Here is a 25,126-nt window from a genome sequence, read left to right on the forward strand (position 1 = left end):
GTGTGTACGCACGTCCCCCACCCCGTTTTTACGTGTTCTTCACATGTGCTGGGGCAGTAAATATCATTCCGCTTGTCCGGTCAAGCTCGTGATCTTCATGGAGCTGTCGGTCAATGCGCCTACTGCGCACCTTGGTTGGCGTCAGGTGCCTCTGGTTCAAGCCAACGGGCAACGTCGAGATCACAGCTTGCGGGACGCTGCAGTGCACGCTCCTCCACTCCCACTGGGAGCTCATGCGCACGATGTCAACCGGTCGTCCCGGTAGGTTTGTATCTAACGGCGGCTGCTGGAGACGTACAGGGGCTGACGTGTGGGGGCTGGGCAACTGCCGTTGAGTGCAAACGGTGGAGGCGGCCCGGCCCGAGATGCGGGCCGGGCCGCAATGATCAGCCGGCTCGGCAGCGGTCGAGGAACGTCTTCGCCGCGGCCAGCAGCTCCGGTTCCGTGACATCACCGGGCTCCCGCGCATCGACATCCGGCACGAAGTCCTCGACGACGTAGAACAGTTCGTTGAGTACGGCGAAGTCCGCGTCCGAGATTCTCTGCGGGCCGCCTTGGAACTCCTCCCAGAACCGCGACTCGAACCGCAACGCGTCGATCCGTCCGGAGACGAAGAGTTCGGCCATGCCCGCATAGGGCGCGAGCGCCCTCGAAGGTTCAGCGCTGGGCTCCATCGTTTTCACCTTGCTCATTTCGTTTCCAGGGGTGCGGCGGTTTCCGTCGGCGGCGCCTACCGCTGCTCGTCGCACATGCCTTCCTCCAGTTGCTGGATGTCCCGGTCGCCGGATCCGACACAGGTCCAGCGGACCGGATCCTGGTACTCCCAGCTCGTGGGGTCGGCGAGGAGCGTGTCCAGGGCCTGGCCAGTCACCTCTTCGCTGGTGAGGAGCGCGGGCCATTCGTCCGACTGGAACACCTTGATGAAGCCGAGGCGCTGCCAGCACCGGATCAGACGTGTGAAGCGCGGAATGTGCGTCCGCCACTCCTCCTCGTCCTCAGTCTCCGAGAAGTCGGCCAGGAGAGCCCAGAGGTCCGACCCCTCTCCTCCGTTGATGAAGAGGCAGTACTCGTCGTCCCGCCATTCCTTCACCGGACGTGTCCCCCCAGATCACGGATCTCTGTCATGTCGACCATTCGACAACCCAGTTACCCTCGTCGAAGAACTGCTCCAACGAAGCGAAGTCCTCCACCCACTCGTCGCCCCCAGCAACCTTCAAGTCGGGGTCGGCGGCGGTCAGCACCAAGAAGCTCGGTGGGTCGTCGGGGGGCTTCTGGATGTATACGTAACGCCCCTGCTCGTCGCCCGAAACGATCCGCCCCAGCGCTTCCACCTGGATCATTTCGCTTCCTCGATGCTCCGGTCGCCCGGGGCGACACAGATCCAGCGGGTCGGTTCCTCCTGGTACTCCCAGCTGGCCGGGTCGGCCGGACACTCGTCCGAACGGAACACCTTGATGAACCCGAGCGGCTGCCAGCAGGAGATCAGGCGCGAGAAGCGCAGAACGTGCTTGTTCCACTCCTCCTCGTCCTCGCTCTTCGTCCAGTCGGAGAGGATGGCCCAGAGATCGGCGGTCTCGGTGCCATTGATGTAGAGGCAGTATTCGTCGTCCTGCAAGTCTTTCACTGCTTGTAACCCTCTACCCTCAGTTCAAGGTTGGATTTCCGGCCGGCGGAATGTGGATGGGGGCGAGGACACTGCTTCACGCCCCGGCGGTTACAGCCCTGCCAGCACCCGCAGTTCGTGCATTGCCGCATTCCGCACCAGTGCCGGGTATTGAGCTTCGAGATACTCCAGGCCGTTGGCGATGAAGGACCGGACCTCGGACGTGTATGAGTCGAGCGAGGAGCTCGGAGGCGGTGTCGGAACGCCACGCGTGGAGGTGAACCGCACCTGATCGCCCACCAGTTGCAGGTGGATGACGTAGGTGTTCTCGGTGAAATCGATCTCCGTCTTCCCGTCGGTGTGCAGGATCTGCAGTGAGTGTCCCAGGCTGAACATGATGTCGATCAATGGAGGCCGAGAAGCCGAAAGGAAAGCGTGGCCTTCGACGGTGAGGTCGACCGGGTACTCGAAGAATCCGTAGCGCAGATCCGTTGCGGTGAGTGCCGCCAGGTCGATACGGCCGGCATGCCAGGCCTTTTCCCATCCCGGACCGATGTTATGGCGACTGTCCGGCGTGAAATTGATCTTCAAGGGACTCCCTCCGTCTTCTCTGGCCAGGTTCGGCGTCAGGCGGGTTCACTAGGGATCTTGCCTGATGGCTGCCAGGTGCCCAAGTGGGTTTGTACTCAACGGCGGTTGCTGGAGACGTATGGGGCCAGCAGTCGCCGGTGAGTACAAACGGCAGAGGTCGGGAGGGCCCTCCGCCAACCCCCTTCCGTCACCTCCTGAACTAAGTTCCGCAGCAACTCTTGACGCAGGATTCACAACCCTGAAGCATGCGTCGCCAAGAGAGCGCTCCCACCACCCCCACTCGTTCATTTCATGAACAAGGAGAGCCGCTGTGACTCGCTTCCCCCTGCCCTTATCGCGCCGCACCGTACTCGGCGCGGCCGCCATCGGCGCGGCGCTGCCCGCCCTCGGGGCGACGTCGGCGCCGGCCGCGCCCGCGCGCCGCAAACCCCTCGCCGCAGGCGGTGACCTCGGGCCCAACGTGATCGTGTTCGACCCGTCCACGCCCGGCATCCAGGCCAAGCTGGACGAGATCTTCAAGCAGCAGGAGTCCGCCCAGTTCGGCTCCGGCCGCTACCAACTGCTGTTCAAGCCGGGCACCTACAACGGACTCAACGCCCAACTCGGCTTCTACACCTCGATATCCGGCCTCGGACTGTCCCCGGACGACACCACCATCAACGGCGACGTCACCGTCGACGCGGGCTGGTTCAACGGCAACGCCACGCAGAACTTCTGGCGCAGCGCCGAGAATCTCGCGCTGGTGCCGGTGAACGGGACGAACCGGTGGGCCGTCGCCCAGGCCGCCCCGTTCCGCCGCATGCACGTGCGCGGCGGCCTCAACCTCTCCCCGGACGGCTACGGTTGGGCCAGCGGCGGCTACATCGCCGACAGTCGCATCGACGGCACCGTCGGCCCGTACTCCCAGCAGCAGTGGTACACCCGCGACTCCTCGGTGGGTGGCTGGCAGAACGCCGTCTGGAACATGGTGTTCTCGGGAGTTGAGGGCGCGCCCGCGCAGGCGTTCCCGAACCCGCCGTACACCACCCTCGACACCACCCCCGTCTCCCGCGAGAAGCCGTTCCTGTACCTGGACGGCGCGGACTACAAGGTGTTCCTGCCGGAGAAGCGGACCAACGCACGCGGCACGACCTGGGGCAGCGGCACCCCGCGCGGCACCTCGCTCCCCTTGAGTCAGTTCTACGTCGCCCAGCCCGGCGTCAGCGCGAGCACCCTCAACGCCGCCCTCGCCCAAGGGCTCAACCTCCTTCTCACGCCCGGGATCTACCACCTGGACGCCCCGGTCCAGGTGAACCGCGCGGGCACCGTCGTCCTCGGCCTCGGCTACGCCACCCTCGTCCCGGACGGCGGCGTGACGGCGCTGAAGGTGGCGGACGTGAACGGCGTGCGGCTCGCCGGGTTCCTGGTGGACGCCGGGACCGTCAACTCGCCCACCCTGCTGGAGATCGGGCCGCAGGGCGCCTCCGCGGACCACTCCGCCGACCCCATCACCGTGCAGGACGTGTTCGTCCGCATCGGCGGCGCCGGCGCCGGCAAGGCCACCACCAGCCTGGTCGTCAACGCCCGGCACACCATCGTCGACCACACATGGGTGTGGCGCGCCGACCACGGCGAGGGCGTGGGCTGGGACACCAACCGAGCCGACTACGGCGTCGTCGTCAACGGCGACGACGTGCTGATGACCGGCCTGTTCGTCGAGCACTTCAACAAGTACGACGTCCAGTGGTCCGGTGAGCGCGGCCGCACGATCTTCTTCCAGAACGAGAAGGCGTACGACGCCCCCAACCAGGCCGCCGTCCAGGACGGCAGCACCAAGGGCTTCGCCGCCTACAAGGTCGCCAACTCCGTGACAAGCCACGAGGGTTGGGGCCTGGGCTCGTACTGCTTCTACAACGTCGACCCGACGATCGTGCAGCACCACGGCTTCGCCGCCCCGAACACACCGGGCGTGAAGTTCCACGACCTGCTCGTGGTGTCACTGGGCGGCAAAGGCCAGTACGAACACGTCATCAACGAAACCGGCGCCGCCACCTCGGGCAGCGACACCGTCCCGTCGACCGTGGTGTCCTACCCCTGACGGACGACACCGGTCCTGGACGGTCGGCCGCCGCGGCGCCGACCGTCCAGGGTCTTCCGCACGCGCGTAGACCCTGGCACGATCTGGGCCGATCCACCTGCGTCACAGCTGTCACACCCCACTCAGGCACTGGCAGGAAGGCCGCGATCCCCATGCGTATCCGCTCCGCGCTCACCGCACTCGCCCTCACCACGGCGGCACTCGTCGCTCCCGGCTTCGGCGTGCTGACGACCTCCACCGACGCGTTCGCCGCCACGAAGATCTCGCACGCGACGGCGACGTCGATGTTCCGTTCGGCCGGGATCACGTGGTCCTCGTCCGGCGGCTGTTCCGACCGCAACGTGTCCACGTGCACGTCGTTCGACCAGCTCAATCTCGCCACCGCCCAGGGTGCCCAGACGCTGAAGTCGGCCAGTGGGTGCGCGCTCAACATCACGGGTGGCACCGAGACCGGCCACGCGAGCGGCACGTACTCGCACTGGAACGGCTACAAGCTCGACTTCGGCAAGAACACCTGCGTCACGAACTACATCAAGAACCACTTCACCTACATCGGCCTGCGCGGCGACGGCGCCCCGCAGTACAAGGCCGGGTCCGGCAACGTGTACGCGGACGAGGGCAACCACTGGGACGTGACGTTCTACAACTGTGGCGGCTGCTGACCGCGGCCGCCCCTCCCGACTCTGTTTGTCCGTCGTTCCGTCGAAGAAGGTGCAGTCATGAGCCGCGAGCCCGCGAGCCCCTCGTTCCCGCCCGCCAGACGTGCCGTCCTCGGCGGGACGTTGGCCCTCGCCGCCGCGGCCCTGACGCCAGGGGTCGCCGCCGCCTCTCCGCGGCGACCCGACCGCGGCGCACGCCCGTCCACCGCCACGTACGCCACCGACGCCACGTACGCCAACGACGCGACGACGTCCGGCGGCGACCCCCACGTGCTGTTCGACGAGCCCAGCGGCTACTACTACGCGTACTGCACGGGCGGTTCGGACGACGGCTACTACTTCGGCGTGCACCGCTCGCCCGACCTGTCGACGTGGGAGCGCCTGCCCGGTGGGGCTTTGCGCGCCGACGACCCGAAGCAGTGGGGCAAGGACTGGTTCTGGGCGCCGGAGGTCTACCGCAACCCCGACACCGGCCTGTACTACCTGTTCTACGCGGCCCGCATGGGCAGCACCCTGGCCGAACAGTACTTCCGCTACCCGGACTTCGAGGAGCCGTGCTCGATCGGCGTCGCGGTGTCCCGCACGCCCGAGGGCCCGTTCCGCAACATCGACGACCGGCCGCTGGACTACCACCCGTACAAACCGGACTACCACGACGTCAACCTGATCATGGACGCCGATCAGCTCACCCCGCCGGCCACCGAGGAGGAGGGGCGCACCGCGCCGCTGGGCTCCTACATCCCGATGATCGACCCGAACCTGCTCTTCGACGAAGGGCGGATCTACCTCTACTTCTCCAGCAACGCCTACCGCAACTGGGTGTGGGACACCGGCCTCGGCAAGTACGTCGAGGAGTCCAACATCGCCGCCGTCGAGCTGACCACGCACTGGTGGCGGGACCCCGAAGGCGCGACCATGCCCACCATCCACCCCCGTTACGTCGACGCCAACGCGCGGACCGGCTCCGGAACGGGTGGCGCCGACGGGCGGCGCCGGGACGGGTTCGTTCCCGTCCTCACCTACGCGGCCGACCCGCAGTCCTGGGAGGACGCACACGTCAACGACCATGCGACGTCGGGTGGTTCGAAGAAGGACCGCCGCTGGGAAGAGGGCTCCACGGCCTGGCGGCACGACTACGTCCACGCCGGTGAGCGGCGCACCTTGTACTACCTGACCTACTCCGCCAACAACTTCGAGAACCAGTACTACGGCGTGGGCTACGCCGTCGCGGAGCATCCGTTGGGCCCGTGGCGCAAGTACCCGAACAACCCGGTGCTCTCGCAGAATCCCGACGTCGGGATGTACTCCACCGGCCACGGCAGTCCGGCCTCCTCACCGGACGGCAGCGAGCTGTACTACGTGCACCACGGCCGGACGTCGCCCACGTCGCCCGACCGCGTCGTCTACACCGAGCGGCTGCGCATCGACGATCACCACGCTGACGCTGGCGCCGCGGGCCGCCCGTTGCTCACCATCGACCAGTCCACCGGCGACGAACCCGTGCCCGCCGGGACCGCTCCGTTCACGCTCACTGTCGGGCCGGCCGCGGTGCGCGTGGGCGGAGCGGTGGACGTCGCCTGCGCGGTGCGCAGTGCCGCGGGCGCCGCGTTCGACCTGTCGGCACCGGAGAACCGGGTGCGGGCCGAACTCCGCCCGGCCGGCCCGGCGTCGGTACGCGTCGAGGACGGCACGGTGACACTCCGCGGGCTGCGCAGGGGCACGGCACGGCTGACGCTGGTGTACCAGCGGCGCCGGGCGGACGGGTCGTACCGCGACGTGCACCAGGCACGCCACGGGGGACGACCGGAGGCGGTGAAGGTGACGGTGCCGGTCGTGGTGCGGTGACGTGAGGCCGGGAGCGCGCTCCGATCGATGTCACCGATGTCACGGGCGTCACCGATGTCGCCGCTATCGCTGATGTCGCCGAGGTCGCGACGTGGGCGATGTGGGCGATGTGGGCGATGTGCGCGACGGTGTCTCAGTCGCGGTCGGCCGCGTACTCATGGATCCAGGCGAGGTGACGCTCCCAAGCGTCGGGCGCGCCGAGGCGTGCGTTGCGCGCCTCGGCGCGGGCCCCGTCGGGGAGGTGAAGGACGTCGGCCGTCGTGATCGAGGCGACCTGCACCTTGCGGGTGCGCTCCAGGCGCCGCACCTGGTAGCGCAGCCGCGCCGGCTCCCAGTCCTCGCCCCGGGCGAGCGCGTCGGTCAGGCAGTCGGCGAGGACGATCGCGTCCTCGATCGACTGGTTCGCGCCCTGGCCGTGGTGGGGGACGAGCGCATGCGCGGCGTCCCCGAGCAGGGTGACGCGTCCCTTGCTCCACTGGTGCAGAGGCGGCCGGTGGAAGAGCCCCCAACGGTCGCCGGTCGGCACCGCGTTGATCATCTGGATGACGGCGGGGTGCCAGCCCTCGAAGGCGGCAACATGTTCGCCGGGCGTGCCGGGCGCGAGCCAGGCCTGTTCGGGCCATGGCCCCTCAAGTCGCTTGACCAGCAGGAAGTTCTGCTCGCCGCTGCCGATCGGGTAGTGGAGCAGGTGGCCGCCCGGCCCCATCCAGAACTGGATCGCCGCGGGGTCCGGGAGAAGGTCCAGGTGCTGAGGCCCGACGATGCCGCGCCAGCCGTAGCAGCCCGAGAAGCGGGCATCGTCGTAGCCGACGACCTCACGGCGCAGCAATGACTTCGCGCCGTCGGCGCCGATGACCAGGTCGGCCTCCGCACGGTCCCCGTCGGCGAAGTGCAGGACCGCCGCCGCGGCGCCGCTGTCGTCGATGCGTACCAAACGCTTCCCCAGGTGGAGGCCGACGCCGCCGAGGGCACTGGCGAGCAGCTGCTGGATGTCGGCACGGTGGATGCCGTAGTACGGCGCCCCGCACCGCGCCCGGTAGGCCTCGCGGGAGAGCACCCGGCCGATCACGCGGCCGTCCCGGCCGTCGCGGAAGACCAACCCGTCGACGTCGGCGGCCTTCTCCGCCAGCCCTTCGCCGATGCCGGTCCGGTCGCGGAGGAAGCGGGTCGCGTTCGCCGACAGCGCGACCGCCGCACCCACCTCGCGCAGTTCCTCGGCCTGTTCGTACACGTGAGGTTCCAGGCCCTGCCTGCGCAGCTCGACGGCGAGGGTCAGTCCTCCGATCCCCGCGCCCACGATGGCGACCCTCCGCCCTGAGTTCACACCCGTCATGCTCGACTCCTCATCGCTCGCTCGGTCGATCGCTCGGTCGATCGGTCGGTCCGACGCTAGGCGGGGTGCGCGGTGACCGGCATCGGCCCGCAGTGGCAACCTTCACCACCGCGGTCCGACAGTGTGTCGGAGCGTGTCTACGATGCGTTCATGCAGCGGATACCCGACCTGGACGACGCGGTCCAGGACCTTTCCGAGGCCGTCGGGCACCGGCTCATCCTCATCGACGAGACGATGCGCGTGGTCGGCTACTCCATCCACGAGAGCGAGACCGACCGCGGACGGCTTTCGCACGTCCTGGCACACAGCGACTCGTGGGACCTGCCACGAACCACCACTCATGCGTACTGCGTCGAGCCGGTGCCGGTACTCGGGGAGTGTCTCTTCCTGCGACTCGCCGACCGGAATCACCGGATCACGGGCTACCTGGTTCTGGTGCTCGGCACGGAGCGCGTTCCGGTCGATGTGCCCGACAGACTGGTGGCGGCGGGCCCGTCACTCGGTGACCTGCTGGCCCTCCGCGGCCTCCGCGCCGAGCGGGAGCTCGCGCGTTCGCGGAGTCTGACTGTCGACCTGGTCACCGGTGGCCCGGAGCGGCGGGCGGCCGCGGCCGAGGCGCTCGTGTCCGAGCGGATCCTCAGCGCATCGGGGCGGTACTGCCCGGTCGTGCTCGGCACCGACCCGCGCACCGCCTCGCCCCGCGACGGCGAAAGGGCGGCTCTGGCCGTCACGGTGACGCTCAGGTTCGTGGCCCAGGCCTCGACCGCTTCCGCGGCCGGTGCGCCGCTGCCCGACGGGCTTGGAGTCCTGCTCTTCCCGCGGCCGGTCGTCCAACACCGGCTGACCCGCATTCTCGAACAGCCGCAGGTCGCGGGCGTACGCGCCGGTATCGGCCCACTGGTCGGGCTGACCGACGTCCACCGTTCCTTCGAGCGCGCACGGCTGGCCTGGCGTGCCTCCTACTTCGCACCGCAGGACCACTCGACCGTCACCGACTGGGAGCAGGTGGGCCTCGACGGCACGCTCGCGCGGCTGCCGCTGGAGACACTCGGCGTCGACGACCTTCCACCGCCGGTCCACCGCCTGATCACCGCGGGCCTCAGCCTTGAGCTCCTGACGACGCTGGACCGCTACCTCGACCGGGGCGGCGACGCCCAGCAGACCGCTCGGGTGCTCGGCATCCACCGCTCGACGCTCTACTACCGGCTCGGCAAGATCCGTTCCGCCGTCGGAGACGACCTCAGCGACGGCCGACTGCGGCGCGAGCTCCACACGGGTCTGAGGATCGCCCAACTCGCCGGCCTCGGGCCGTGGGGCGGCCGATAGCCGGTCAGCGCGCCGAGGACTCCTCCTTGGCGTATCGGTACAAGTCCTGGGAGGTGTCGATGAGTTCCTTCTGTTCCTCCGTGGAGCCGACCATCGGCTGGGAGCCGTTGAGGGGCAGTTGTGCGCTCTCCGGCAGGAACTTGACGGTCACCAGGCCGATGACTCCCGCCGCCATCAAGTAGTAGGCGGGGATCAGCTTGTTGCCGGTCGCGTTCACCAGTGCCTCTGTCACCAGCGGGGTGGTGCCTCCGAACGCCGCCACGGCGAAGTTGAAGCCGATGCCCATCGCCGCGTACCGCACCGCGGTCGGGAACAGTGAGGGCAGCGTGGCGGCGCTCGGCGCGGCGAAGCATGCGAGGAGCGTCGACAGGATCAGCACGCCGAAGATGGGTGGCCAGGTGCCCTGCGCCTTGATGAGGAGGAAGGCGGGGATGGCGAGGACGATCATGGCGACGGCCCCGCCCGCGTACAGGGGGCGCCTGCCGATGTGGTCGCTGAGGCGTCCGAAAAAGGTGATGAGGAGGACGATCCACCCCATGCCGATGAGGACCAGGATGTCCGCCGAGGTGCTGGAGCGGTCGAGCGTCTCCGTCTGATAGGTCGGCAGATAACCGGTGACCATGTAGTTCGTGACGTTGTAGAGCAGGACCAGGCCCATGCACACCAACAGGGGGCGCCAGTGTTCGCGGACGATGGTCTTGAACTCACTGCCGACCGAGTCCTGGGCGAGACCTTTCTCGTGTTCGTCGAGCTGTTGCTGGAACGCGGGGGATTCCTCCAGCTTCAGCCGCATGTACAGGCCGATGACACCGAGCGGTCCGGCGATCAGGAACGGCAGGCGCCAGCCCCAGGACAGCATCTGGTCGTCCGTGAGAGCCACGTTCAATACGGTGACCAGCGCGGATCCCAGGGCGTAGCCGACGAAGGTGCCGAAGTCGAGCCAGCTGGAGAGGAAGCCGCGCCGGCGGTCCGGTGAGTACTCGGCGACGAAGGTGGTGGCACCGCCGTATTCGCCACCGGTCGAGAAGCCCTGCACCATTCGGGCGACGAGCAGAAGAATGGGAGCGGCGATACCGATCGTCTCGAAACTCGGGATGAGGCCGATCGAGAACGTTCCGGCCGCCATCATGATCATGGTGGTGGCGAGCACCTTCTGCCGCCCGATGCGGTCACCGAGCGGGCCGAACACCAGGCCACCGAGCGGTCGCACCACGAACGCGGCAGCAAATGTGGCGAAGGACGAGATCAGCTGGGCGCCCGGGGAGGCGCCGGGGAAGAAGACCTTGCCGATGGTGGCGGCGAGGTAGCTGTAGACACCGAAGTCGAACCACTCCATGCAGTTGCCGAGCGCCGATGCGCTGACAGCCCGCTTGAGCAGTGGTTTCTCGACGACCTGGACGTCCTGCTTGCGATAGGCCCGCTTGGTGCGCCGCAGCCGGCGAGCCAGCTCCTCTCGCACATGCCGGGGCATGTCCGCGACGGACTCCGGCATACGCCTGCGGCCGCTGGTGGTCGGGCCGTCGGAAGGTGTGTGGGCCACGTGCCGATGCCACCTCTCGCTGTCGTCCTCTTCTCTGCTCGTCAGGGCCGAGTCTCCGCATATAGATCACTCGGCGCATGTCGAGGACGACTTCCCGGCACATGCTTCGGCACACCATTTCGCAGCACATCCGAGGGGGCAGTGAGGTGAGCGCGCCCGGGGCGGCCGGTCCCGCCCCGGGCGCGCGCGGCGCCGTCTCACCGACGACGCCGTTTCCGGCTCAGCAGCTCAGATTCGCGCCCGGGTCGACGCCGAGGATCTGGCTGAACTTCTTGTAGTTGTCGATACGGCTCTGCACCTGGCCGGGGTTGGCCCCGTTGCACTCGAGGGTGCCGTTGATGCTGCGGATGGTCTCGCCGAATCCGGCCCCGTTGACCATGGCGTTGTGCGGGGTCATGGTGCCGGGACCGCTCTGCGTGTTCCAGTACCACAGGCCGGTCTTCCAGGCGACGGCCGCGTCGTTCTGCACGAGGTCGGGGTTGTGGAGCAGATCGATGCCGAGCGCGTCGCCCGCGGACTTGTAGTTGAAGTTCCAGCTGAGCTGGATCGGGCCGCGTCCGTAGTACTTGTCGGTACCAGCAGGGCAGCCGTACGACTGCGAACTGTCGCAGTAGTGCGGGTAGTTGGCGGTGTTCTGCTCGACGACATACACCAGGCCGCCGGTTTCATGGCTCACGTTCGCGAGGAAGGCCGCGGCCTCCTGCTTGCGGACGGTGTCGCTGCCCGTCCCGGTGAACCCCGGGTAGGCGCTGAGCGCGGCGGTCAGGCCTTCGTACGTGTAGAAGGAGTTCCGGCCCGGGAACATCTGGTCGAACTGGCTCTGGCTGACGACGAAGTCGGCCTGCGCGCCCACCTTTTCGGCGGACGCGGGGCCGGCCAGGGTCAGTGTCCCGAGGGCGGCGGCGGATGCGGTTGCGGTCAGCAGGCTGAGCTTGCGGAGGCGCATGGCGAAGCACTCCGATCGAGGGGGAGTGGTGGGGGGTGGGGGGTGCGGCGCCGCGGGCCGTGACGGGCCGGGGCCCGCCGTGGGAGGAAGACCCGCGGCGCCGCCGTACCGAAGTGCTGGGTCAGCCGCCCACGTTCACGTCGATGCAGGCGTAGAAGGCGTTCGACGTGTCGGCGATGTTCCAGACGGCCAGGACCTTTTGATGACCTGTCAGGGAGCCGAAGTCGACCTGGTGGGTGACCGTCGCGCCCGGCTTGGCGCCGTTGTCGTTGAACTCGGCGATCTCCTGGCCGCCGACGAAGTACTGCCAGGTGCTGGTGGCGTGCTGCGCCGTCAGCTTCCATTCGAAGGCGGCATTGCGGTTCACCGGAGTGGCGACCCAGCCCTTGGAGTCGTCGTCGAGTTCGGCGAACCGGCTGTTGCCGCCGCTGCAACTCTTCAGGCCCTTGGGGCCTTCGACGCTCTGCGGTTCGTAGGTGATGTCACCGCAGGAGACGGTGCCTTCGGCACACTGCGCCTGCCGGCTGGGCGGGCTGGAGATGTAGCCGTGGGCGCTCGCCGAACCGGCGGGAAGGCTGACGGCGATGACGGGGGCCAGGGCCGCGCCGATGAGCGCGGCGGTCTTCCTTCTGGCGTTCATGCGTACTCCTTCACTTCAGGTCTTCCCGGAGGCGTGCGTGAAGTGGGGGCGCACGCTCGGGTCGGCCTCTCGAGGGTGGGGCCAAGAGGCGCGAAGGGGGCAGGAGGGGGTTCACCCGACGCGTGGCGCGGGTGAACTCCCTTGAGCAGAACGGCCGTTGCTTGGACTAGACCATACAAGTGGTGGTGGGCGTGTCAAGGTCCTCGTGAGGAATCCGGGGTTCGTGGTGGACGGCCGGACCGGCCGCGGGGCGTGTGCGGCGCCGACTCCGTGGTAACCGGCGGTACATGGAACCTGAATCGCGCACGCGGCGGTACTCGTGGGGCCGGCGGCTGGTCCGCGCCTTCGTCATGGCGGTCGGCTTCGTCTGCATGGTGGCCTTCGCCGTCGCCCTGGCGAAGGCCACCCTCGTTCCTTCACCCGTGTCGGAGTCGCTGACGCACACCAACCTGCACCCGGGCAGTTCGATCGGCCTGTACTTCGACCAGCCCGACTGGCGCGACACGATCAAGCAGGTCGGCGGGAACGTCGTCCTCGGAGTGCCGTTCGGGGTCCTGCTGCCGGTGCTCTTCCCGCGCACCCGGGGCTTCGTCCGGGTGGTGCTCATGACGGCGTTCGTGATGCTGACCGTCGAGATCGCTCAGGGGCTGCTGGTCACCGGCCGGGCGTTCGACATCGATGACGTGATCCTCAACGCGGCGGGCGCCTTTGTCGGGTACCTCTTCATGGGGCGCAGGCTCGGCCGGGCGTTGCACCCGCGCCGTGACCACTGGTGGCGCCCACGCACCCGAGCGGCCGACGGGCCGGATCGGGCGGCGGCCGCCAGGAAGAAGAACGCGTCAAGGCTTCCCGGCAAGGGGCCGTCCGAACTGCTGCGGCTCAAGCGCCACTGATCACACCGAAGGGCTCCACGGATGTGCTGAGCACGATCAAGGAGTGGTCAGCGGGAAGAGCATGCACGTGCTGGTCGCGTGGGCCAGTACGCGGTCCGTCGCGTCGACCAACTGGGCCTGTGCGAGGGCGGTTTGGCGCCCACTGTGCACCACCGTGCCGATGGCGCGGACGCGACCGGTGTCCACGGTGATCCGGCGCAGGAACTTCACGTTCAGGTCGAGCGAGGTGTAGCCCATGCCCGGCGGCAGGGTCGAATGGACCGCGCAGCCGGCCGCCGAGTCGAGCAGCGTCGCGTAGATCCCGCCGTGCACGCTGCCGATGGGGTTGTAGTGCTCCTCGCCGGGGACCAGCGAGAACACGACGTGTCCCTTTTCCGCCTCGTCCAGGCTGAAGCCGACGGTGGCGCTCACGGGTGCCGCGGGGAGGCGCCCGGCTTGCAGCTCGCGCAGCAGGTCCAGCCCCGAGGTGTGGCCGACGGACGCGGCCAGGAGCGTGGGGTCCTCCCACTCGTACGTACGCGTTCGTCCCACAGTCCCGCTCCTCGTCATCTGGCTTCGAAATCAGAAGTTAGCGCCGTGGTCTCTGGCTGTCAATCATGAAGTCAGGCTCCTAAGATGACGGGATGGAGTGGCTTGAGACGAGCACGGAGAATTGTCCGGTCCAGCTCACCCTCGGAGTCGTGGGCGAGAAGTGGACCCTGCTGATCCTGCGTGACGCCTTCAACGGGGTCCGTCGTTTCGATGACTTCCGCCGCCATATCGGCCTGTCGGAGGCCGTCCTCAGCGACCGTCTGCGGAAGCTGACCGCGGCGGGCATCCTCAGGGCCACGCCGTACCAACAGCCGGGGAGTCGCGCGCGCAACGAGTACCGGGTGACGCGCAAGGGCTGGGACCTGTGGCCGGTCCTGGTAGCCCTGAAGCAGTGGGGGGAGGCGCACCTGGGCGACGAACCGTCACCGGTGCTCGACCTGCGGCACGAGGGGTGCGGAGCCCCGATACGTGTGGTGGCCGAGTGCGAGCAGGGGCACACCGCACTGACACCCGGCGAGGCCGTCGCCAGGCCGGGGCCGGGGGCGCGCATGCGCGCGAATCAGCCGACGCGCGACGTGCGCGGTGCCTGACGGAAGACGGAAAGAGTTCCATGACTGCAAGCAGTACTCCCACCGCTGGCGTCGAGGAGACGATCCGCTCCCTGGAGGACGCCAGGTACGAGGCGGTGATCGCGGGAGACCTCGAAGCCTTCACCGCGCTCGCGCACCCCGAGCTCGCCTACACCCACTCCAACGCGGTGGTGGACACCCGGGACTCGTACCTGGACAAGCTCCGGGCGGGTTTCTACGTGTACCACCGCATCGAACACCCGGTGGACCGGATCGTCGTCACCGGAGACACCGCCGTAGTGGTGGGGGAGATGCACGCCGACCTCACCGCGGGTGGCGTGCGCAAGACGCTGGCGAACCGGTCCCTGGCCGTATGGGTGCGCGAGAGCGACCGCTGGCTCCTGCTCGCCTACCAGCCCACCGTCCTGCCCCAGGAGGCGTGAGGCACACCTTGCCGCCGGGGCCGGGACGGCCGCTATCCCAGCCACTTCCCCTCGCGCATGATGATCCGCCCGCGCAGTTCCGGCTCGCCGCGCCAGGCGCGTACCGTCCGAGGGACCACGCGTACGTACACAAAGGAGCCCTTTTCCGAGCGGGGGTCCCAACCGAACTTCTCGGCGAACGCCGCCGCCGCGTCCTCGGGCACCTCCTGGTCCGGGAAGCACTCCGCCTCGCCCTGGACGAGCAGCACGTCGAAGGTGTCCGGCAGCGACAGGTGCACGCGCGGCTCCTCGCGGACGTTGCGCACGGTCGCGGACGCGGCGCTGGTGCACATCCACGCCGCGCGCCCGTCCCACACGAACCACAGCGGCACCTGGTGCGGTCCGTGCTCGGGGTGAGCCGTCGACACCCATACGTCCCGTTCGGTGGCGAGCCGCTCCAGAGCGTCGCGCATGCGCTCCGCTGTCGGGCGGCGAGCGATTCCCCTGGTCTCCATGAGGGCCGACCCTAGCCAAGCAGGCACGAAGCGCACCTCAGGCGCAGGACCTACTCCCAGCGACCGAGGCACACACACCTGTGCCCCCGGATCGATGGAACCGGGGGCACAGGCGGTGGGGCGGTGTTCAGAGCCCCATGGAGGCCCGGAACTCATCGAACGAGACCTTCCGGTCACCGTCGCTGTCGATGGTGTCGATGAGGTCCTGCGCGGCCTCTGCGGTGACGCCCGTGTCGCCGAGCTCCGCGACGACCTGCCGGTACTCTTCGGCAGTCAACTGCCCGTCCCCGTCGACGTCGTACCGGTCGAAGACCTTCCGCGCCGCGGCTGCCATGTCGACCACTTGATCCCCATTTCCTTGCTGTTTCAAGACCGCCCCCACTCTAGGACCTCCGAGCCCCCGCTCCCGCACCGCCCACCGCAGCCGGCTGACAGCAAGCGGCCCAGGTAATGCGGGAAATCCCCGACTCCGCACCGGGATTCCCGGGATGGCTGGGGGAGTTGGGCGTGGATAGCCTCTGAACTCGTTTGGCCAGCTCCATCTCGTGCCGGGCACCACCCCACCCAGACCCGATGAGGCGCCGTCCCATGACCGAGCAATCGCAGCTGTCCGAAATCAACCTTGGACCCGAACCCGCACCTCACATGTCCGAGCGGTACAAGAGCTACATCGTCGGCATCTGCACGGCCGCCTACGTCCTGTCCTTCGTGGACCGCCAGGCCCTGTCGCTGATGATCGAGCCCATCCAGCGCGATCTCAGCCTGACGGACACGCAGTTCAGTCTGCTGAGCGGGCTCGCCTTCTCCGTTCTGTACTCGGTGATGGGGCTGCCCATCGCGGCGCTCGCCGACCGCCGTTCGCGTCCCGTGATCATCTCCATCGGCATCGCGCTGTGGAGCCTGGCCACCGCGCTCTCCGGGCTGAGCAAGGGGTTCGCCCACATGTTCCTGGCCCGGGTCGGGGTGGGTGTCGGCGAGGCGTCGCTGACCCCGTCCGCGTACTCGATGTTCAGCGACATGTTCCCGAAGAGCAGGCTGGGCCGGGCGGCCGGGATCTACTCGCTGGGCTCGTTCATCGGCGGCAGCGCCGCGTTCTTCATCGGCGGGTACGTCATCGGGCTGCTCAAGGACGTCGACAGCGTGGCCGTCCCGCTCGTGGGACACGTGTACGCCTGGCAGTTGACGTTCTTCATCATCGGCCTGCCCGGACTGCTCGTCGCGCTGGTGTTCCTGCTGACGGTCCGGGACCCGGTGCGGCGCGGACTCGCGCGGGACGCCGACGGCGCCGTACGGAAGGTGGCCATGCGTGATGTGTTCACCTTCCTGCGCAGCCACGCACGCACGTTCATCTGCCACTACGCCGGCTTCTCCTGCTACGCGATGGTGCTGCTCGGCCTCATGGCCTGGGTGCCGGCCTTCTACATGCGCGCGTTCGGGCTGAGCCCGACCGAGGTCGGCTATGTGTTGGGCGGCGTCGTCCTGCTGGCCAACGGCTCCGGAGTGCTCTTCGGCGGGTGGCTGGTCGACCGGCTCACCAAGCTCGGACACCCGGACGGGGCGATGCGCGCCGGAGTCATCGGCGCGATCGGCATGCTCGTCCCGGTCGTCGTCTTCCCGCACGTACGGCCCCTGTGGCTGTCGCTGGCACTGCTCGCGGTCACGATGTTCTTCGCCTCGTTCCCGATGCCTGCGTCCACCGCCGCGATGCAGGTGCTCAGCCCGAACCAGATGCGCGCCCAGGTGTCCGCCGTCTTCCTGCTCATCTCGAACCTGACCGCGGTCGGCCTGGGCACGACGTTGGTCGCGCTGGTCACCGACGAGCTGCTCGGATCGAGTCAGCGCATCGGCACGTCCCTGTCGCTCGTGTACGGCGTCGCGTCGGTCGGCAGCATCGTGCTGCTGTGGCGCGGCTGCGCACACTTCCGCCGCAGCCTCGCACGCGAGGAACGGATCGCCGCGGGGCAACCGAACATCGCCTCCTAGCCAGACCCCGCATGACCCCGCTTCGTACGCTCAACTGAAGGGAACGGGACCACTCATGGACATCACCATCCTCGGCGGCGGACACGGATGCTACGCCGCGGCGGCGGAACTCGCGGAGAACGGCCACACCGTGCGCTGGTGGCGGCGGGACACCAAGGCCCTGGACGCGCTCCGCGACCTCGGCGCCCTCGGCGTCCGCGACCATCGCGGCAGCAGGAACGTACCGGTGAGCGACACCGCCCGCGCCGGAGCCATCCACCCCGTCGCGGACCTCGCGGAGGCCGTACGCGGCGCGCGGCTCGTCGTCGTCCCGCTGCCGGCCACCGTGCACGAGGACCTGGCGGCCCGGGTGGCACCGCTGCTCCAGGACGGCCAGGTGGTGTTCCTGCCGCCGGGCACCTTCGGCACGGTGCTCTTCGCGAAGGCGATGGCCGAGGCGGGCAACACGGCGGACGTCGCGCTCGCCGAGACCGGGACGCTGCCCTACCTGGCGCGTACCCACGGACCGACCGAGGTGGTGGTGAGCGGGTACGCGACGCGCCTGCCCACCGGCGTCCTCCCGGCCCGCTCGTCCGACGCCGCGTTCCGCGTGCTGCGGGAGGCCTATCCGTCGGTCGAGGCGGTCGAGGACAGCCTCAGCGGCGCGCTCATGAACGCGGGGCCGGTGATCCATCCGCCGCTCATCCTCATGAACGCCGGTCCGCTGGAGCACAGTTCGGCCTGGGACATCCACAACGAAGGAACGCAGCCGTCGATCCGCCGGGTCACCGACGCCCTGGACGCCGAACGCATCGCGGTCCGCGAGGCCCTCGGGTACGCGGCCCCGCACTTCCCGCTCGCCGACCACTACGCGGCGGACGGCGACGAGTGGATGTACGGCCGCGCGGCCCACGAACGGCTCACCGACAGCGGCGACTGGCGGGAGAAGATCGACCTGCTCGACCACCGCTACATGCTGGAGGACACCCGCCTCGGCCTGTCGTTCCTGGTGTCGGTGGGGCGCTGGGCCGACGTCCCCACGCCGGTCGCGCAGGGCCTGTTGAGCGTGGCGTCCGCCGTCACCGGCAAGGACCTGTACGCCGAGGGCCGCACGCTGGAGTCCCTCGACCTGGCCCACCTCTCCCGTCCCGAACTGACCAAGCTGCTTCACGAAGGGTTGCCGGCATGACGGACACGGAACGTACCGGGGCGGCGCAGCGCATCGACGTGGTGGTGGTCGGTGCCGGGCGCATGGGGCAGGGCATCGCCCGCGCCTTCCTGGCCGCGGGCATGGATGTCACCCTCGCGGACGTCAAGGAGACGGACGAGGACCGCGTGCGCTACCGGAAGGCGGCCGAGCAGCAGGTGATTGAGCGCCTGCGGCCCACCGGTTCCGACAGCGACCAGGTGCCTCAACTCGTCGTCTGCGACCGGGAGTCCGCGCAGTCCCGACTCGCCACCGCGGACGTGGTGTTCGAGGCCGTGCCCGAGGTCATCGAGGTCAAGCGGTCCATCCTGTCCTGGGTCGACGCGCACGTGGCGGGCGACGCGGTCATCGCGTCGACGACATCGACCTTCCTCGTCACCGAGATCGCCGACCTGGTCGAGGACCCGAGCCGCGTCCTGAACGCGCACTGGCTGAACCCCGCCGACCTCATGCCCCTCGTCGAGGTCAGCCGCAGCGACCGTACCGACCCCGCGCAGGTGGAGCGGATGACCGAACTGCTCCGCCGCATCGGGAAGATACCGGTCGTCTGCGGTCCCGCGGCCGGCTATATCGTGCCCCGGCTCCAGGCCCTCGTCATGAACGAGGCCGCCCGCATGGTCGAGGAGGGCGTCGCGACGGCCACCGACATCGACCTGGCCGTCCGCGCCGGCCTCGGCACGCGCTTCTCCGTGCTGGGCCCGCTCGAATTCATCGACTGGGGCGGCGGCGACATCCTCTACTACGCCTCCCGCTACTTGACCGCTCAGCTCGGCGACCGGTTCCGCGCGCCCGCCGTGGTCGAGGACAACATGGCGAACCGCCGCCGCGGCCTCCAGGACCACACCGGCTTCTACGAGTACGACCCCGAGAGCACCGCCGCGTACCAGGCGGGCCGCATAAGGGAGTTCGAGGAGCTGCTGCGGTTGCGCGGCCCCGAACTCCGCGCGGACCCCGTGCTGTCGGAGCGGCCGGCGCCGCCTCCGGAAAGCGACCGGTGAGGGGGGCCCGGACAGGGGGCGATAGGTTGGTGTCCCATGGAACTTTGGGGAGCGCGCCTCTACGGGAACCCTTGCCGGGACTGCGAGTTCGACTGGTCGTTGACGCCACGCGAAGCCATCGCGCAGATCGGCTACGTGCCCGCGCGGTACGCGGCACTGGTGAAGGGGCGTCGGGGCGATGAACGGCATCCGGAGCTCGACTGGAACGTCGCGGCCTACGTCAGTCACGTCACCGACAATCTGCGCAACTGGGCCGAGCGGCTGGCCGGGGCGCGGCTGACCGGCGCGCGCCAGGTCCCCGGCTATGACCAGGACCTTCTGGCGCAGGCCCGTTTCTACAACGACGTTCCCCTCGCGGGCGCGTTGTGGTCGTTGCGGCGCGCGGCCGACGCCTGGGTGGACTCGGTGTCCGCCGCGCTGGCCGAGCACGTGGTGCTTGAGCACGCGGACCGTGGGGTGCAGCGGGCCGAGGACGTGGCCCGCAACAATGCGCACGATGCCGCCCACCACGCCTGGGACATCGAGCGGATCCTGGCGCACGCCGATCGGTCGACCGCGCTCTGATCCGCCACAGGGGAAGGCGCTCAGTCGGTGGACGGCTTCCCCCGGCCCGGCGCCGCGGTTGTCCTCGCTGCCTCGGCCTCCGCCTTCGCGTTGTTCACCGCGGCGGCGGCCTGCTTGGCGACCTCGTCGGCCGCCGCCGCGGCCGTGATCTTCGGGCCCGGCTCGATCTCCGGGGTTCCGGTGTCGTCCGCGGTCTCGTCGGAGGCGGCGTCGTCGGAGCCGGGCCCCTCGGACTGCACGTTCTTGGGCAGCCCCATCGTCGAGCGGTCGCCGAAGGCGCTGGAGACCGAGCGAACCGCCTCGGTCAGCTCTCCCGGGATCACCCAGAACGTGTTGTTCTCGCTCTTGGCCAGGTGCGGCAGCGTTTCGAGGTACTTGTAGGCCAGGATCTTCGGGTCGGCGTTGTTGCGATGGACGGCTTGGAAGACGCGCTCGACCGCCTTCGCCTCGCCGTCCGCCCGCAGGATCATGGCCTGCTGCGTGCCCTGTGCCTCCAGGATGTCCTTCTGCTTCGTGCCCTCCGCGGTGAGGATCTTGGCCTGTCGTTCCCCTTCGGCGTGCAGGATGGCCGCGCGCTTGTCGCGCTCGGCCCGCATCTGCTTCTCCATCGCCTCTTTGATCGTGTTCGGCGGGTCGATGGCCTTGATCTCGACGCGGTTGACGCGGATGCCCCACTTGCCGGTGGCGTCGTCGAGGACGGTGCGAAGGCGGGTGTTGATCTCCTCGCGGGAGGTGAGTGTCTCCTCCAGGTCCATGCTGCCGATGACGTTGCGCAGCGTGGTCACGGTGAGCTGATCGATGGCCTGGAGGTAGTCGGCGACCTCGTAGGCCGCCGACCGTGGGTCGGTGATCTGGTAGTAGAGGACGGTGTCGATGTTCACCACGAGGTTGTCCTCGGTGATGACCGGCCTGGGGTCGGACGAGTACACCTGCTCGCGCACGTCCAGCTTGGTGTTGACCCGGTCGGCCACCGGAACCACGAGGTTCAGGCCGGGCTGCAGCGTGCGGCGATAGCGGCCGAACCGTTCGATGTTGTAGCGGCGGGCCTGCGGGACGATCCGCACGGAGGTGGCCACGAGAAAGATGACGACGATGACCGCCACCAGAATCGGGATGAGAATTGCGTCCACGCTTCCTCCGTTGCTGGATCTTCAGCTGGGCAGTTCAGGGAAGTTCAGGGAAGTTCAGGCAGTTCAGGGCAGGAGCTCTCGGGGGTAGACGACCGCTGTCGCGCCTTCGATCTCCATGACATCGACCAGCGCCCCTACGGGGATCACCTGGCTCTCGTCGAGGGTGCGAGCGGACCATTCCTCCCCGGACAGCTTGATCAGGCCGCGGGTCGCGGTGACCTCCTGCATGACTTCGGCGCGCTTGCCGATCAACGCATCGCTGCCGTCACGGGTGAGCGGTGTCTGCGCCAGATGGCGCATGACGACAGGTCGTACGAGGACGAGGCCCGCTGCCGCCGTCACCCCGAGCGCCACGAGCTGGCCGAGCAGGCCGACGCCCACGCCGGCGACCACCGCGGTCACCAGGGCCGCGCTCGCGAACAGCCCGAAGACCAGTGTCAGCGTCAAGAATTCCGCGGCGCCCAGCCCCGCGGCGACTAGCAGCCAGACGTACCACGGCATGGCGATCAGCCTCCCTCGGGCGACCTCTGGTCAAAGTTACCGCGTGGAACACCGGACAGAACAGACGTAACCGGCGTGCTTCTGGCGTGTCAGATCGCGTGTTCGGTGAACCGGCCGCAGGACCGGAACCCCAGACGCCGGTACACGGGCTCGCCGTCGGTGGATGCCTGAAGGACCGCGATGCGGTGGTTCTGGTCGCGGGCCGTGTGGAGCGCGGCGAGGGTGATGGCGCCGCCGTAGCCGCGCCGGCGGTGGGCGGAGAGCGTTGTGATGTTGTAGATCCCGGCGACCCCCGCGTGGTGGAACACCTCGGCCGAGCAGACCGGACGGCCGTCCACGTAGCCGACGAGGTAGTGGGCCGGGCGGTGCGCGTCGAGGGCCTGCGGAGTGGTCTGAGCGAAGAAGCGGCGGACCGTGTCGGCGGGCGGATCCCAATTCGCGGCGAGAACGGTGGCGTAGTCGGCGAGCTGCTCGGGTGTGGCCACCGGCTTGATGTCCAGTTCCGGGGCGGCGGGCTGCGGCAGGGTGTCGTCCAGCTCGGCCCACATCGCCGCCTCGTGCTCGGTTGCCGGCAGGCCGGCCGGCCGCCGTCAGGCGGGCGCTGAGGTCCGGTGGCGTCGAGGCGGGCCCGACCCACCAGGAGAACGGGCGTCCGGTGTGGGCCAGCGTCTGGTGCGTCTCGGCGATGCGTGCTGTAGCGGTGCCGTCGGTGAAGCGGGCCGCGGCGACGATGTTGAAGGTGTCGTCGTCCAGGCCGCTGTCGGCGACCAGGAGGTCCTCCGTCTCCGTGACGGTCGCACCGACCATGCCGCGATGCAGATGGCAGGCGTGCTCCGCGAGATACCGCTCCATCCTGTCCGTCAGGTCCGGGTGGCTGAGGAGATGATCGTTCACGACGAATGATCCCAGCAGGGTCGGGCGCGGATTGCACGTCATATTGCGGCCTCACCTACGGCCGCCGCCCGTCGCCCGGTTCCAACGCCGGTGCGGAGACGCCGAGATGGGACCGGCACTGCGGGCGGGGCGCGTCCTCCAGTCGCGGGCGCACCGCCCGTGGCCGGATGAAGGCGGCCGCCGTGGTGGCGCCCAGCACGAACAGCACGGCGCAGCCGACCGCCGCCCGGTGGAACGACGTGTCCACGGCCTCGGGACGCGTATAGGCGTCGCCCGACAGGCCGACGGCGAGCGGCAGCGCGGCGACCACCAGCAACTGGGCGACCCGCGCCGCCGTGTTGTTGACACCGCTGGCGAGACCGGCGTGCTCCGGTTCCACCGACGCGAGGACCGTCGTCGTCAGCGGGGCCACGAAGAGGCTCATGCCGAGCCCGAGGACGGCGACCGCGGGCAGCACATCGGCCGCGTACGACGATCCCGGACCGATCCGCAGCATCAGCAGCACCCCGACCGCGGCGACGACGGGCCCCACGACCAGCGGCGGCGTCGGTCCGACCCGGCGCGCCAGATCGCCGGCCCTGGGGGAGAGCAGCAGCATCAGCGCGGTAACCGGCAGCGTGGCCACTCCCGCCTCCAACGCGTCGTAGCCCAGCGCGATTTGAAGCTGGACGGGCAGCATGAACAGGATGCCGCCGATCCCCGCGTACAGGCACAGCGTCATCCCGTTCGCGGCGCTGAACAGGCGCGAGCGGAACAGTGACGGCGGCAGCATCGGCGCGGCCCGCCGCCGCTCCACGACCACGAAGGCGACACCGGCGAGGACACCGACGAGCGCGGCGATGCCGGTCGCCGCGGAGAACGCGCCGCCCGACGACCCGATCAGCGCGTAACTCACCCCGGCCAGACACACCGCCGCGAGCACGGCGCCGACCTGGTCGAACGGGGCGTCCGCGGCCGCGGTGTCCCGGCTCTCGGGGACGTGGCGCACGGCGATGGCCAGCACGACGGCGGCGATCGGCACGTTGATGAGAAAGATCCACCGCCACCCGGGCCCATCGATCAGCCACCCACCGAGAAACGGCCCGAGAGCGCCCGCCACGCCGGTCAGCCCCGACCAGGCGCCCACCGCCCGGGCCTGGTCGTCGGGATGGAACACCGACCGCACCAACGCCAGCGATCCGGGCGTCAGCAGCGCCCCGCCGACCCCCTGCAGTGCCCGCGCGGCGATGAGGGTTCCCTCGTTCGGAGCGAGTCCGCAGGCCGCGGAGGCGACCGCGAACCATGCCACGCCCAGCACGAGCGCCCGCCGCCGCCCGATCCGGTCGCCCATCGCGCCGCCCCACAGGAGCAGCGCGGACAGCGTCAGCATGTAGGCGTTGACGACCCATTGCAGTGCGGACAGGGAGGCGCCGAGGTCGCGTCCCATGGTCGGGAGGGCGACATTGACGACCGTCCCGTCGAGCATGGCCATGCCCGAGGCCAGCACCACACACGCGAGGATCCACCGCCCGCGCGCCGAGGAGAGTCGGATGCCGGGGGCGGCGTCGGGAGTGGGGCGGTCCTTCGCTGCCATCGGGCACATTCTCCCGGAGCCCCCGTACGTACGCGACCGTCCGAACCGGTCCGGGCGCGGCATGCCTGCTCAGGCGGGGAGACGGGCGCGCTGTTAGTTTTGTCCTGAAATTCGAGAAATGCGGTGGCCGTATCCGCTGGAGACATGGGAACAGGAGCGTGGCGTAACCCATGGCCAGGACGCGTCGACTGATCCTCAGCTCGCCCTCCGAGGTCTGGGCGCTGCTCTCGGACGGATACCGCTACGGGGAGTGGGTGACGGGAACCCAGCAGGTGCTCGACGTCGACCCCGCCTGGCCGGATGTCGGTGCCGCCCTGAAGGTGCGGGTCGGCTTCGGCCCGCTGACCCTCGACGACACCAGCACGGTCCGGATCTGCGAGCCGGGGCAACGTCTCGAACTCGAGGCGAAGGCAGACCCGTTCGGCGCCGCCCGCATCGCGATGAAACTCATCCCGTGGGCCGAACACACCCTCATCGTCCTCGACTGGCACCCTCTCAGGGGCCCGGGCACGCGGATGCACGGGCTCCCGGTCGACTACCTCGTCGCGGTCCGCAACGGAATGATGCTGACGAAGCTGGCGCGGATCGCGCTGGAGGAACACGCGAACGCGCCACGCGCCGCCCGCTAGGGCCTGTCGTCAAACTCCCGTCGTCGCCCGAAGGGCGGCGCCGCGGCGTCTGGTGCGTGCGATCGCCAGGCGCCGGAAGGTCCTAGTAGCGGAGCTACTCGGACTTTTCGGCAACGCCGCGAGCGCGCGTGCCAGACGCCGCGGCGCAGACGGGAGTTTGACGACAGGCCCTAGGCCG

General features: G+C 69.1%; 28 protein-coding genes and 1 pseudogene. 13 read left to right on the top strand and 16 right to left on the bottom strand.

The window, feature by feature from the left end:
- Positions 1-386: 386 nt before the first annotated feature.
- The 5 genes from OKJ99_RS21925 to OKJ99_RS21945 form a co-directional block, all read right to left on the bottom strand.
- Entirely contained in the window at positions 387-674 is a 288-nt protein-coding gene (locus OKJ99_RS21925) for a colicin immunity domain-containing protein (RefSeq protein WP_326018861.1), read from the bottom strand.
- Positions 675-730: 56 nt separating this feature from the next.
- The gene (locus OKJ99_RS21930) at positions 731-1,090 is read right to left on the bottom strand and encodes a hypothetical protein (RefSeq protein ID WP_326018863.1); all 360 of its coding nucleotides are present in this window, start codon (positions 1,088-1,090) and stop codon (positions 731-733) included.
- A 31-nt stretch (positions 1,091-1,121) separates the two neighbouring features.
- The gene (locus OKJ99_RS21935) at positions 1,122-1,340 is read right to left on the bottom strand and encodes a hypothetical protein (RefSeq protein WP_326018865.1); all 219 of its coding nucleotides are present in this window, start codon (positions 1,338-1,340) and stop codon (positions 1,122-1,124) included.
- The gene (locus tag OKJ99_RS21940; RefSeq protein WP_326018867.1) at positions 1,337-1,615 is read right to left on the bottom strand and encodes a hypothetical protein; all 279 of its coding nucleotides are present in this window, start codon (positions 1,613-1,615) and stop codon (positions 1,337-1,339) included. Before OKJ99_RS21940 ends, OKJ99_RS21935 begins: the two co-directional genes overlap by 4 nt.
- Before the next feature lie 99 nt (positions 1,616-1,714).
- The gene (locus OKJ99_RS21945; RefSeq protein WP_326018869.1) at positions 1,715-2,194 is read right to left on the bottom strand and encodes a hypothetical protein; all 480 of its coding nucleotides are present in this window, start codon (positions 2,192-2,194) and stop codon (positions 1,715-1,717) included.
- 310 nt (positions 2,195-2,504) lie between these two features.
- On the opposite strand from OKJ99_RS21945, the gene OKJ99_RS21950 reads away from it, so the two are divergent.
- The 3 genes from OKJ99_RS21950 (at position 2,505) to OKJ99_RS21960 (ending at position 6,775) form a co-directional block, all read left to right on the top strand.
- On the top strand, positions 2,505-4,271 hold the full coding sequence (locus OKJ99_RS21950; protein ID WP_326018871.1) for a coagulation factor 5/8 type domain-containing protein: 1,767 nt from the start codon (positions 2,505-2,507) through the stop codon (positions 4,269-4,271).
- Between the two features lie 152 nt (positions 4,272-4,423).
- Positions 4,424-4,933, top strand: coding sequence for a hypothetical protein (locus OKJ99_RS21955; protein ID WP_326018873.1), 510 nt, complete (start codon positions 4,424-4,426; stop codon positions 4,931-4,933).
- A gap of 57 nt (positions 4,934-4,990) precedes the next feature.
- A complete protein-coding gene (locus OKJ99_RS21960) occupies positions 4,991-6,775 on the top strand; it encodes a family 43 glycosylhydrolase (protein WP_326018875.1) in 1,785 nt (594 codons plus the stop codon).
- A 133-nt stretch (positions 6,776-6,908) separates the two neighbouring features.
- Here the strand turns inward: OKJ99_RS21960 and OKJ99_RS21965 are convergent, their stop codons facing one another.
- Complete coding sequence (locus OKJ99_RS21965; protein WP_326018877.1) at positions 6,909-8,108, bottom strand: FAD-dependent monooxygenase; 1,200 nt, start codon at positions 8,106-8,108, stop codon at positions 6,909-6,911.
- Between the two features lie 150 nt (positions 8,109-8,258).
- On the opposite strand from OKJ99_RS21965, the gene OKJ99_RS21970 reads away from it, so the two are divergent.
- On the top strand, positions 8,259-9,434 hold the full coding sequence (locus OKJ99_RS21970) for a PucR family transcriptional regulator (RefSeq protein WP_326018879.1): 1,176 nt from the start codon (positions 8,259-8,261) through the stop codon (positions 9,432-9,434).
- Positions 9,435-9,438: 4 nt separating this feature from the next.
- Here OKJ99_RS21970 and OKJ99_RS21975 read toward each other — a convergent pair whose 3' ends face one another.
- The 3 genes from OKJ99_RS21975 to OKJ99_RS21985 all read right to left on the bottom strand — a co-directional run bounded on the left by OKJ99_RS21975 (position 9,439) and on the right by OKJ99_RS21985 (position 12,560).
- Entirely contained in the window at positions 9,439-10,905 is a 1,467-nt protein-coding gene (locus OKJ99_RS21975; protein ID WP_326018920.1) for an MFS transporter, read from the bottom strand.
- A 289-nt stretch (positions 10,906-11,194) separates the two neighbouring features.
- Entirely contained in the window at positions 11,195-11,920 is a 726-nt protein-coding gene (locus tag OKJ99_RS21980; RefSeq protein WP_326018881.1) for a chitinase, read from the bottom strand.
- Positions 11,921-12,041: 121 nt separating this feature from the next.
- The gene (locus tag OKJ99_RS21985) at positions 12,042-12,560 is read right to left on the bottom strand and encodes a lytic polysaccharide monooxygenase auxiliary activity family 9 protein (protein WP_326018883.1); all 519 of its coding nucleotides are present in this window, start codon (positions 12,558-12,560) and stop codon (positions 12,042-12,044) included.
- 287 nt (positions 12,561-12,847) lie between these two features.
- Here OKJ99_RS21985 and OKJ99_RS21990 point away from each other — a divergent pair, with 287 nt between their 5' ends.
- Positions 12,848-13,453 carry a VanZ family protein gene (locus tag OKJ99_RS21990; protein WP_326018885.1) on the top strand — a complete coding sequence of 202 codons (606 nt, stop codon included), beginning with the start codon at positions 12,848-12,850 and terminating at the stop codon, positions 13,451-13,453.
- 36 nt (positions 13,454-13,489) lie between these two features.
- Here OKJ99_RS21990 and OKJ99_RS21995 read toward each other — a convergent pair whose 3' ends face one another.
- Positions 13,490-13,984, bottom strand: a complete 495-nt coding sequence (locus OKJ99_RS21995; RefSeq protein WP_326018888.1) for a PaaI family thioesterase — start codon at positions 13,982-13,984, stop codon at positions 13,490-13,492.
- A gap of 92 nt (positions 13,985-14,076) precedes the next feature.
- On the opposite strand from OKJ99_RS21995, the gene OKJ99_RS22000 reads away from it, so the two are divergent.
- Both OKJ99_RS22000 and OKJ99_RS22005 read left to right on the top strand, forming a co-directional pair.
- The gene (locus OKJ99_RS22000; RefSeq protein ID WP_326018890.1) at positions 14,077-14,574 is read left to right on the top strand and encodes a winged helix-turn-helix transcriptional regulator; all 498 of its coding nucleotides are present in this window, start codon (positions 14,077-14,079) and stop codon (positions 14,572-14,574) included.
- A 20-nt stretch (positions 14,575-14,594) separates the two neighbouring features.
- Positions 14,595-14,996 carry a nuclear transport factor 2 family protein gene (locus tag OKJ99_RS22005; protein WP_326018892.1) on the top strand — a complete coding sequence of 134 codons (402 nt, stop codon included), beginning with the start codon at positions 14,595-14,597 and terminating at the stop codon, positions 14,994-14,996.
- A gap of 32 nt (positions 14,997-15,028) precedes the next feature.
- Here OKJ99_RS22005 and OKJ99_RS22010 read toward each other — a convergent pair whose 3' ends face one another.
- Both OKJ99_RS22010 and OKJ99_RS22015 read right to left on the bottom strand, forming a co-directional pair.
- Complete coding sequence (locus tag OKJ99_RS22010; RefSeq protein ID WP_326018894.1) at positions 15,029-15,490, bottom strand: pyridoxamine 5'-phosphate oxidase family protein; 462 nt, start codon at positions 15,488-15,490, stop codon at positions 15,029-15,031.
- 127 nt (positions 15,491-15,617) lie between these two features.
- Positions 15,618-15,824 (bottom strand): EF-hand domain-containing protein, encoded by a 207-nt coding sequence (locus OKJ99_RS22015; protein ID WP_326018922.1) that lies wholly within the window; start codon positions 15,822-15,824, stop codon positions 15,618-15,620.
- A 254-nt stretch (positions 15,825-16,078) separates the two neighbouring features.
- On the opposite strand from OKJ99_RS22015, the gene OKJ99_RS22020 reads away from it, so the two are divergent.
- The 4 genes from OKJ99_RS22020 to OKJ99_RS22035 are packed head-to-tail and all read left to right on the top strand — an operon-like array spanning position 16,079 to position 20,221.
- Entirely contained in the window at positions 16,079-17,473 is a 1,395-nt protein-coding gene (locus OKJ99_RS22020) for a spinster family MFS transporter (protein ID WP_326018896.1), read from the top strand.
- A 55-nt stretch (positions 17,474-17,528) separates the two neighbouring features.
- Positions 17,529-18,641, top strand: a complete 1,113-nt coding sequence (locus OKJ99_RS22025; protein WP_326018898.1) for an NAD/NADP-dependent octopine/nopaline dehydrogenase family protein — start codon at positions 17,529-17,531, stop codon at positions 18,639-18,641.
- A complete protein-coding gene (locus OKJ99_RS22030; protein WP_326018900.1) occupies positions 18,638-19,657 on the top strand; it encodes a 3-hydroxyacyl-CoA dehydrogenase NAD-binding domain-containing protein in 1,020 nt (339 codons plus the stop codon). The genes OKJ99_RS22025 and OKJ99_RS22030 overlap by 4 nt, the downstream gene beginning before the upstream one ends.
- A 36-nt stretch (positions 19,658-19,693) precedes the next feature.
- Positions 19,694-20,221 (top strand): hypothetical protein, encoded by a 528-nt coding sequence (locus OKJ99_RS22035; RefSeq protein ID WP_326018902.1) that lies wholly within the window; start codon positions 19,694-19,696, stop codon positions 20,219-20,221.
- 20 nt (positions 20,222-20,241) lie between these two features.
- Here the strand turns inward: OKJ99_RS22035 and OKJ99_RS22040 are convergent, their stop codons facing one another.
- The 3 genes and pseudogenes from OKJ99_RS22040 to OKJ99_RS22050 all read right to left on the bottom strand — a co-directional run bounded on the left by OKJ99_RS22040 (position 20,242) and on the right by OKJ99_RS22050 (position 22,623).
- Complete coding sequence (locus OKJ99_RS22040) at positions 20,242-21,351, bottom strand: SPFH domain-containing protein (RefSeq protein WP_326018904.1); 1,110 nt, start codon at positions 21,349-21,351, stop codon at positions 20,242-20,244.
- 63 nt (positions 21,352-21,414) lie between these two features.
- The gene (locus OKJ99_RS22045; RefSeq protein WP_326018906.1) at positions 21,415-21,852 is read right to left on the bottom strand and encodes an NfeD family protein; all 438 of its coding nucleotides are present in this window, start codon (positions 21,850-21,852) and stop codon (positions 21,415-21,417) included.
- An 89-nt stretch (positions 21,853-21,941) separates the two neighbouring features.
- Positions 21,942-22,623 (bottom strand): annotated as a pseudogene (locus OKJ99_RS22050) (GNAT family N-acetyltransferase).
- Between OKJ99_RS22050 and OKJ99_RS22055 the strand changes: the two are divergent.
- Complete coding sequence (locus tag OKJ99_RS22055; protein WP_326018923.1) at positions 22,510-22,755, top strand: hypothetical protein; 246 nt, start codon at positions 22,510-22,512, stop codon at positions 22,753-22,755. The pseudogene OKJ99_RS22050 and the gene OKJ99_RS22055 overlap by 114 nt on opposite strands.
- Positions 22,756-22,801: 46 nt before the next feature.
- Here the strand turns inward: OKJ99_RS22055 and OKJ99_RS22060 are convergent, their stop codons facing one another.
- Positions 22,802-24,319: an MFS transporter gene (locus OKJ99_RS22060; RefSeq protein ID WP_326018908.1), complete on the bottom strand. Its 1,518-nt coding sequence runs from the start codon at positions 24,317-24,319 to the stop codon at positions 22,802-22,804.
- A gap of 170 nt (positions 24,320-24,489) precedes the next feature.
- On the opposite strand from OKJ99_RS22060, the gene OKJ99_RS22065 reads away from it, so the two are divergent.
- On the top strand, positions 24,490-24,948 hold the full coding sequence (locus OKJ99_RS22065; protein WP_326018909.1) for an SRPBCC family protein: 459 nt from the start codon (positions 24,490-24,492) through the stop codon (positions 24,946-24,948).
- Positions 24,949-25,126: the final 178 nt, after the last annotated feature.

Origin of the sequence: Streptomyces endophyticus, from assembly GCF_035798155.1 — a bacterium.
GTDB classification, from domain to species: Bacteria; Actinomycetota; Actinomycetes; order Streptomycetales; family Streptomycetaceae; genus Streptomyces; species Streptomyces endophyticus.

What these genes read in the sequence shown, in the direction of transcription:
- OKJ99_RS21925 (WP_326018861.1), bottom strand. Translation starts at nt 674, where the DNA reads ATGGAGCCCAGCGCTGAACCTTCGAGGGCGCTCGCGCCCTATGCGGGC.
- OKJ99_RS21935 (WP_326018865.1), bottom strand. Translation starts at nt 1,340, where the DNA reads ATGATCCAGGTGGAAGCGCTGGGGCGGATCGTTTCGGGCGACGAGCAG.
- OKJ99_RS21955 (WP_326018873.1), top strand. Translation starts at nt 4,424, where the DNA reads ATGCGTATCCGCTCCGCGCTCACCGCACTCGCCCTCACCACGGCGGCA.
- OKJ99_RS21960 (WP_326018875.1), top strand. Translation starts at nt 4,991, where the DNA reads ATGAGCCGCGAGCCCGCGAGCCCCTCGTTCCCGCCCGCCAGACGTGCC.
- OKJ99_RS21965 (WP_326018877.1), bottom strand. Translation starts at nt 8,108, where the DNA reads ATGACGGGTGTGAACTCAGGGCGGAGGGTCGCCATCGTGGGCGCGGGG.
- OKJ99_RS21970 (WP_326018879.1), top strand. Translation starts at nt 8,259, where the DNA reads ATGCAGCGGATACCCGACCTGGACGACGCGGTCCAGGACCTTTCCGAG.
- OKJ99_RS21975 (WP_326018920.1), bottom strand. Translation starts at nt 10,905, where the DNA reads ATGCCCCGGCATGTGCGAGAGGAGCTGGCTCGCCGGCTGCGGCGCACC.
- OKJ99_RS21980 (WP_326018881.1), bottom strand. Translation starts at nt 11,920, where the DNA reads ATGCGCCTCCGCAAGCTCAGCCTGCTGACCGCAACCGCATCCGCCGCC.
- OKJ99_RS21985 (WP_326018883.1), bottom strand. Translation starts at nt 12,560, where the DNA reads ATGAACGCCAGAAGGAAGACCGCCGCGCTCATCGGCGCGGCCCTGGCC.
- OKJ99_RS21990 (WP_326018885.1), top strand. Translation starts at nt 12,848, where the DNA reads ATGGAACCTGAATCGCGCACGCGGCGGTACTCGTGGGGCCGGCGGCTG.
- OKJ99_RS22000 (WP_326018890.1), top strand. Translation starts at nt 14,077, where the DNA reads ATGGAGTGGCTTGAGACGAGCACGGAGAATTGTCCGGTCCAGCTCACC.
- OKJ99_RS22005 (WP_326018892.1), top strand. Translation starts at nt 14,595, where the DNA reads ATGACTGCAAGCAGTACTCCCACCGCTGGCGTCGAGGAGACGATCCGC.
- OKJ99_RS22010 (WP_326018894.1), bottom strand. Translation starts at nt 15,490, where the DNA reads ATGGAGACCAGGGGAATCGCTCGCCGCCCGACAGCGGAGCGCATGCGC.
- OKJ99_RS22015 (WP_326018922.1), bottom strand. Translation starts at nt 15,824, where the DNA reads ATGGCAGCCGCGGCGCGGAAGGTCTTCGACCGGTACGACGTCGACGGG.
- OKJ99_RS22020 (WP_326018896.1), top strand. Translation starts at nt 16,079, where the DNA reads ATGACCGAGCAATCGCAGCTGTCCGAAATCAACCTTGGACCCGAACCC.
- OKJ99_RS22025 (WP_326018898.1), top strand. Translation starts at nt 17,529, where the DNA reads ATGGACATCACCATCCTCGGCGGCGGACACGGATGCTACGCCGCGGCG.
- OKJ99_RS22030 (WP_326018900.1), top strand. Translation starts at nt 18,638, where the DNA reads ATGACGGACACGGAACGTACCGGGGCGGCGCAGCGCATCGACGTGGTG.
- OKJ99_RS22035 (WP_326018902.1), top strand. Translation starts at nt 19,694, where the DNA reads ATGGAACTTTGGGGAGCGCGCCTCTACGGGAACCCTTGCCGGGACTGC.
- OKJ99_RS22045 (WP_326018906.1), bottom strand. Translation starts at nt 21,852, where the DNA reads ATGCCGTGGTACGTCTGGCTGCTAGTCGCCGCGGGGCTGGGCGCCGCG.
- OKJ99_RS22060 (WP_326018908.1), bottom strand. Translation starts at nt 24,319, where the DNA reads ATGGCAGCGAAGGACCGCCCCACTCCCGACGCCGCCCCCGGCATCCGA.
- OKJ99_RS22065 (WP_326018909.1), top strand. Translation starts at nt 24,490, where the DNA reads ATGGCCAGGACGCGTCGACTGATCCTCAGCTCGCCCTCCGAGGTCTGG.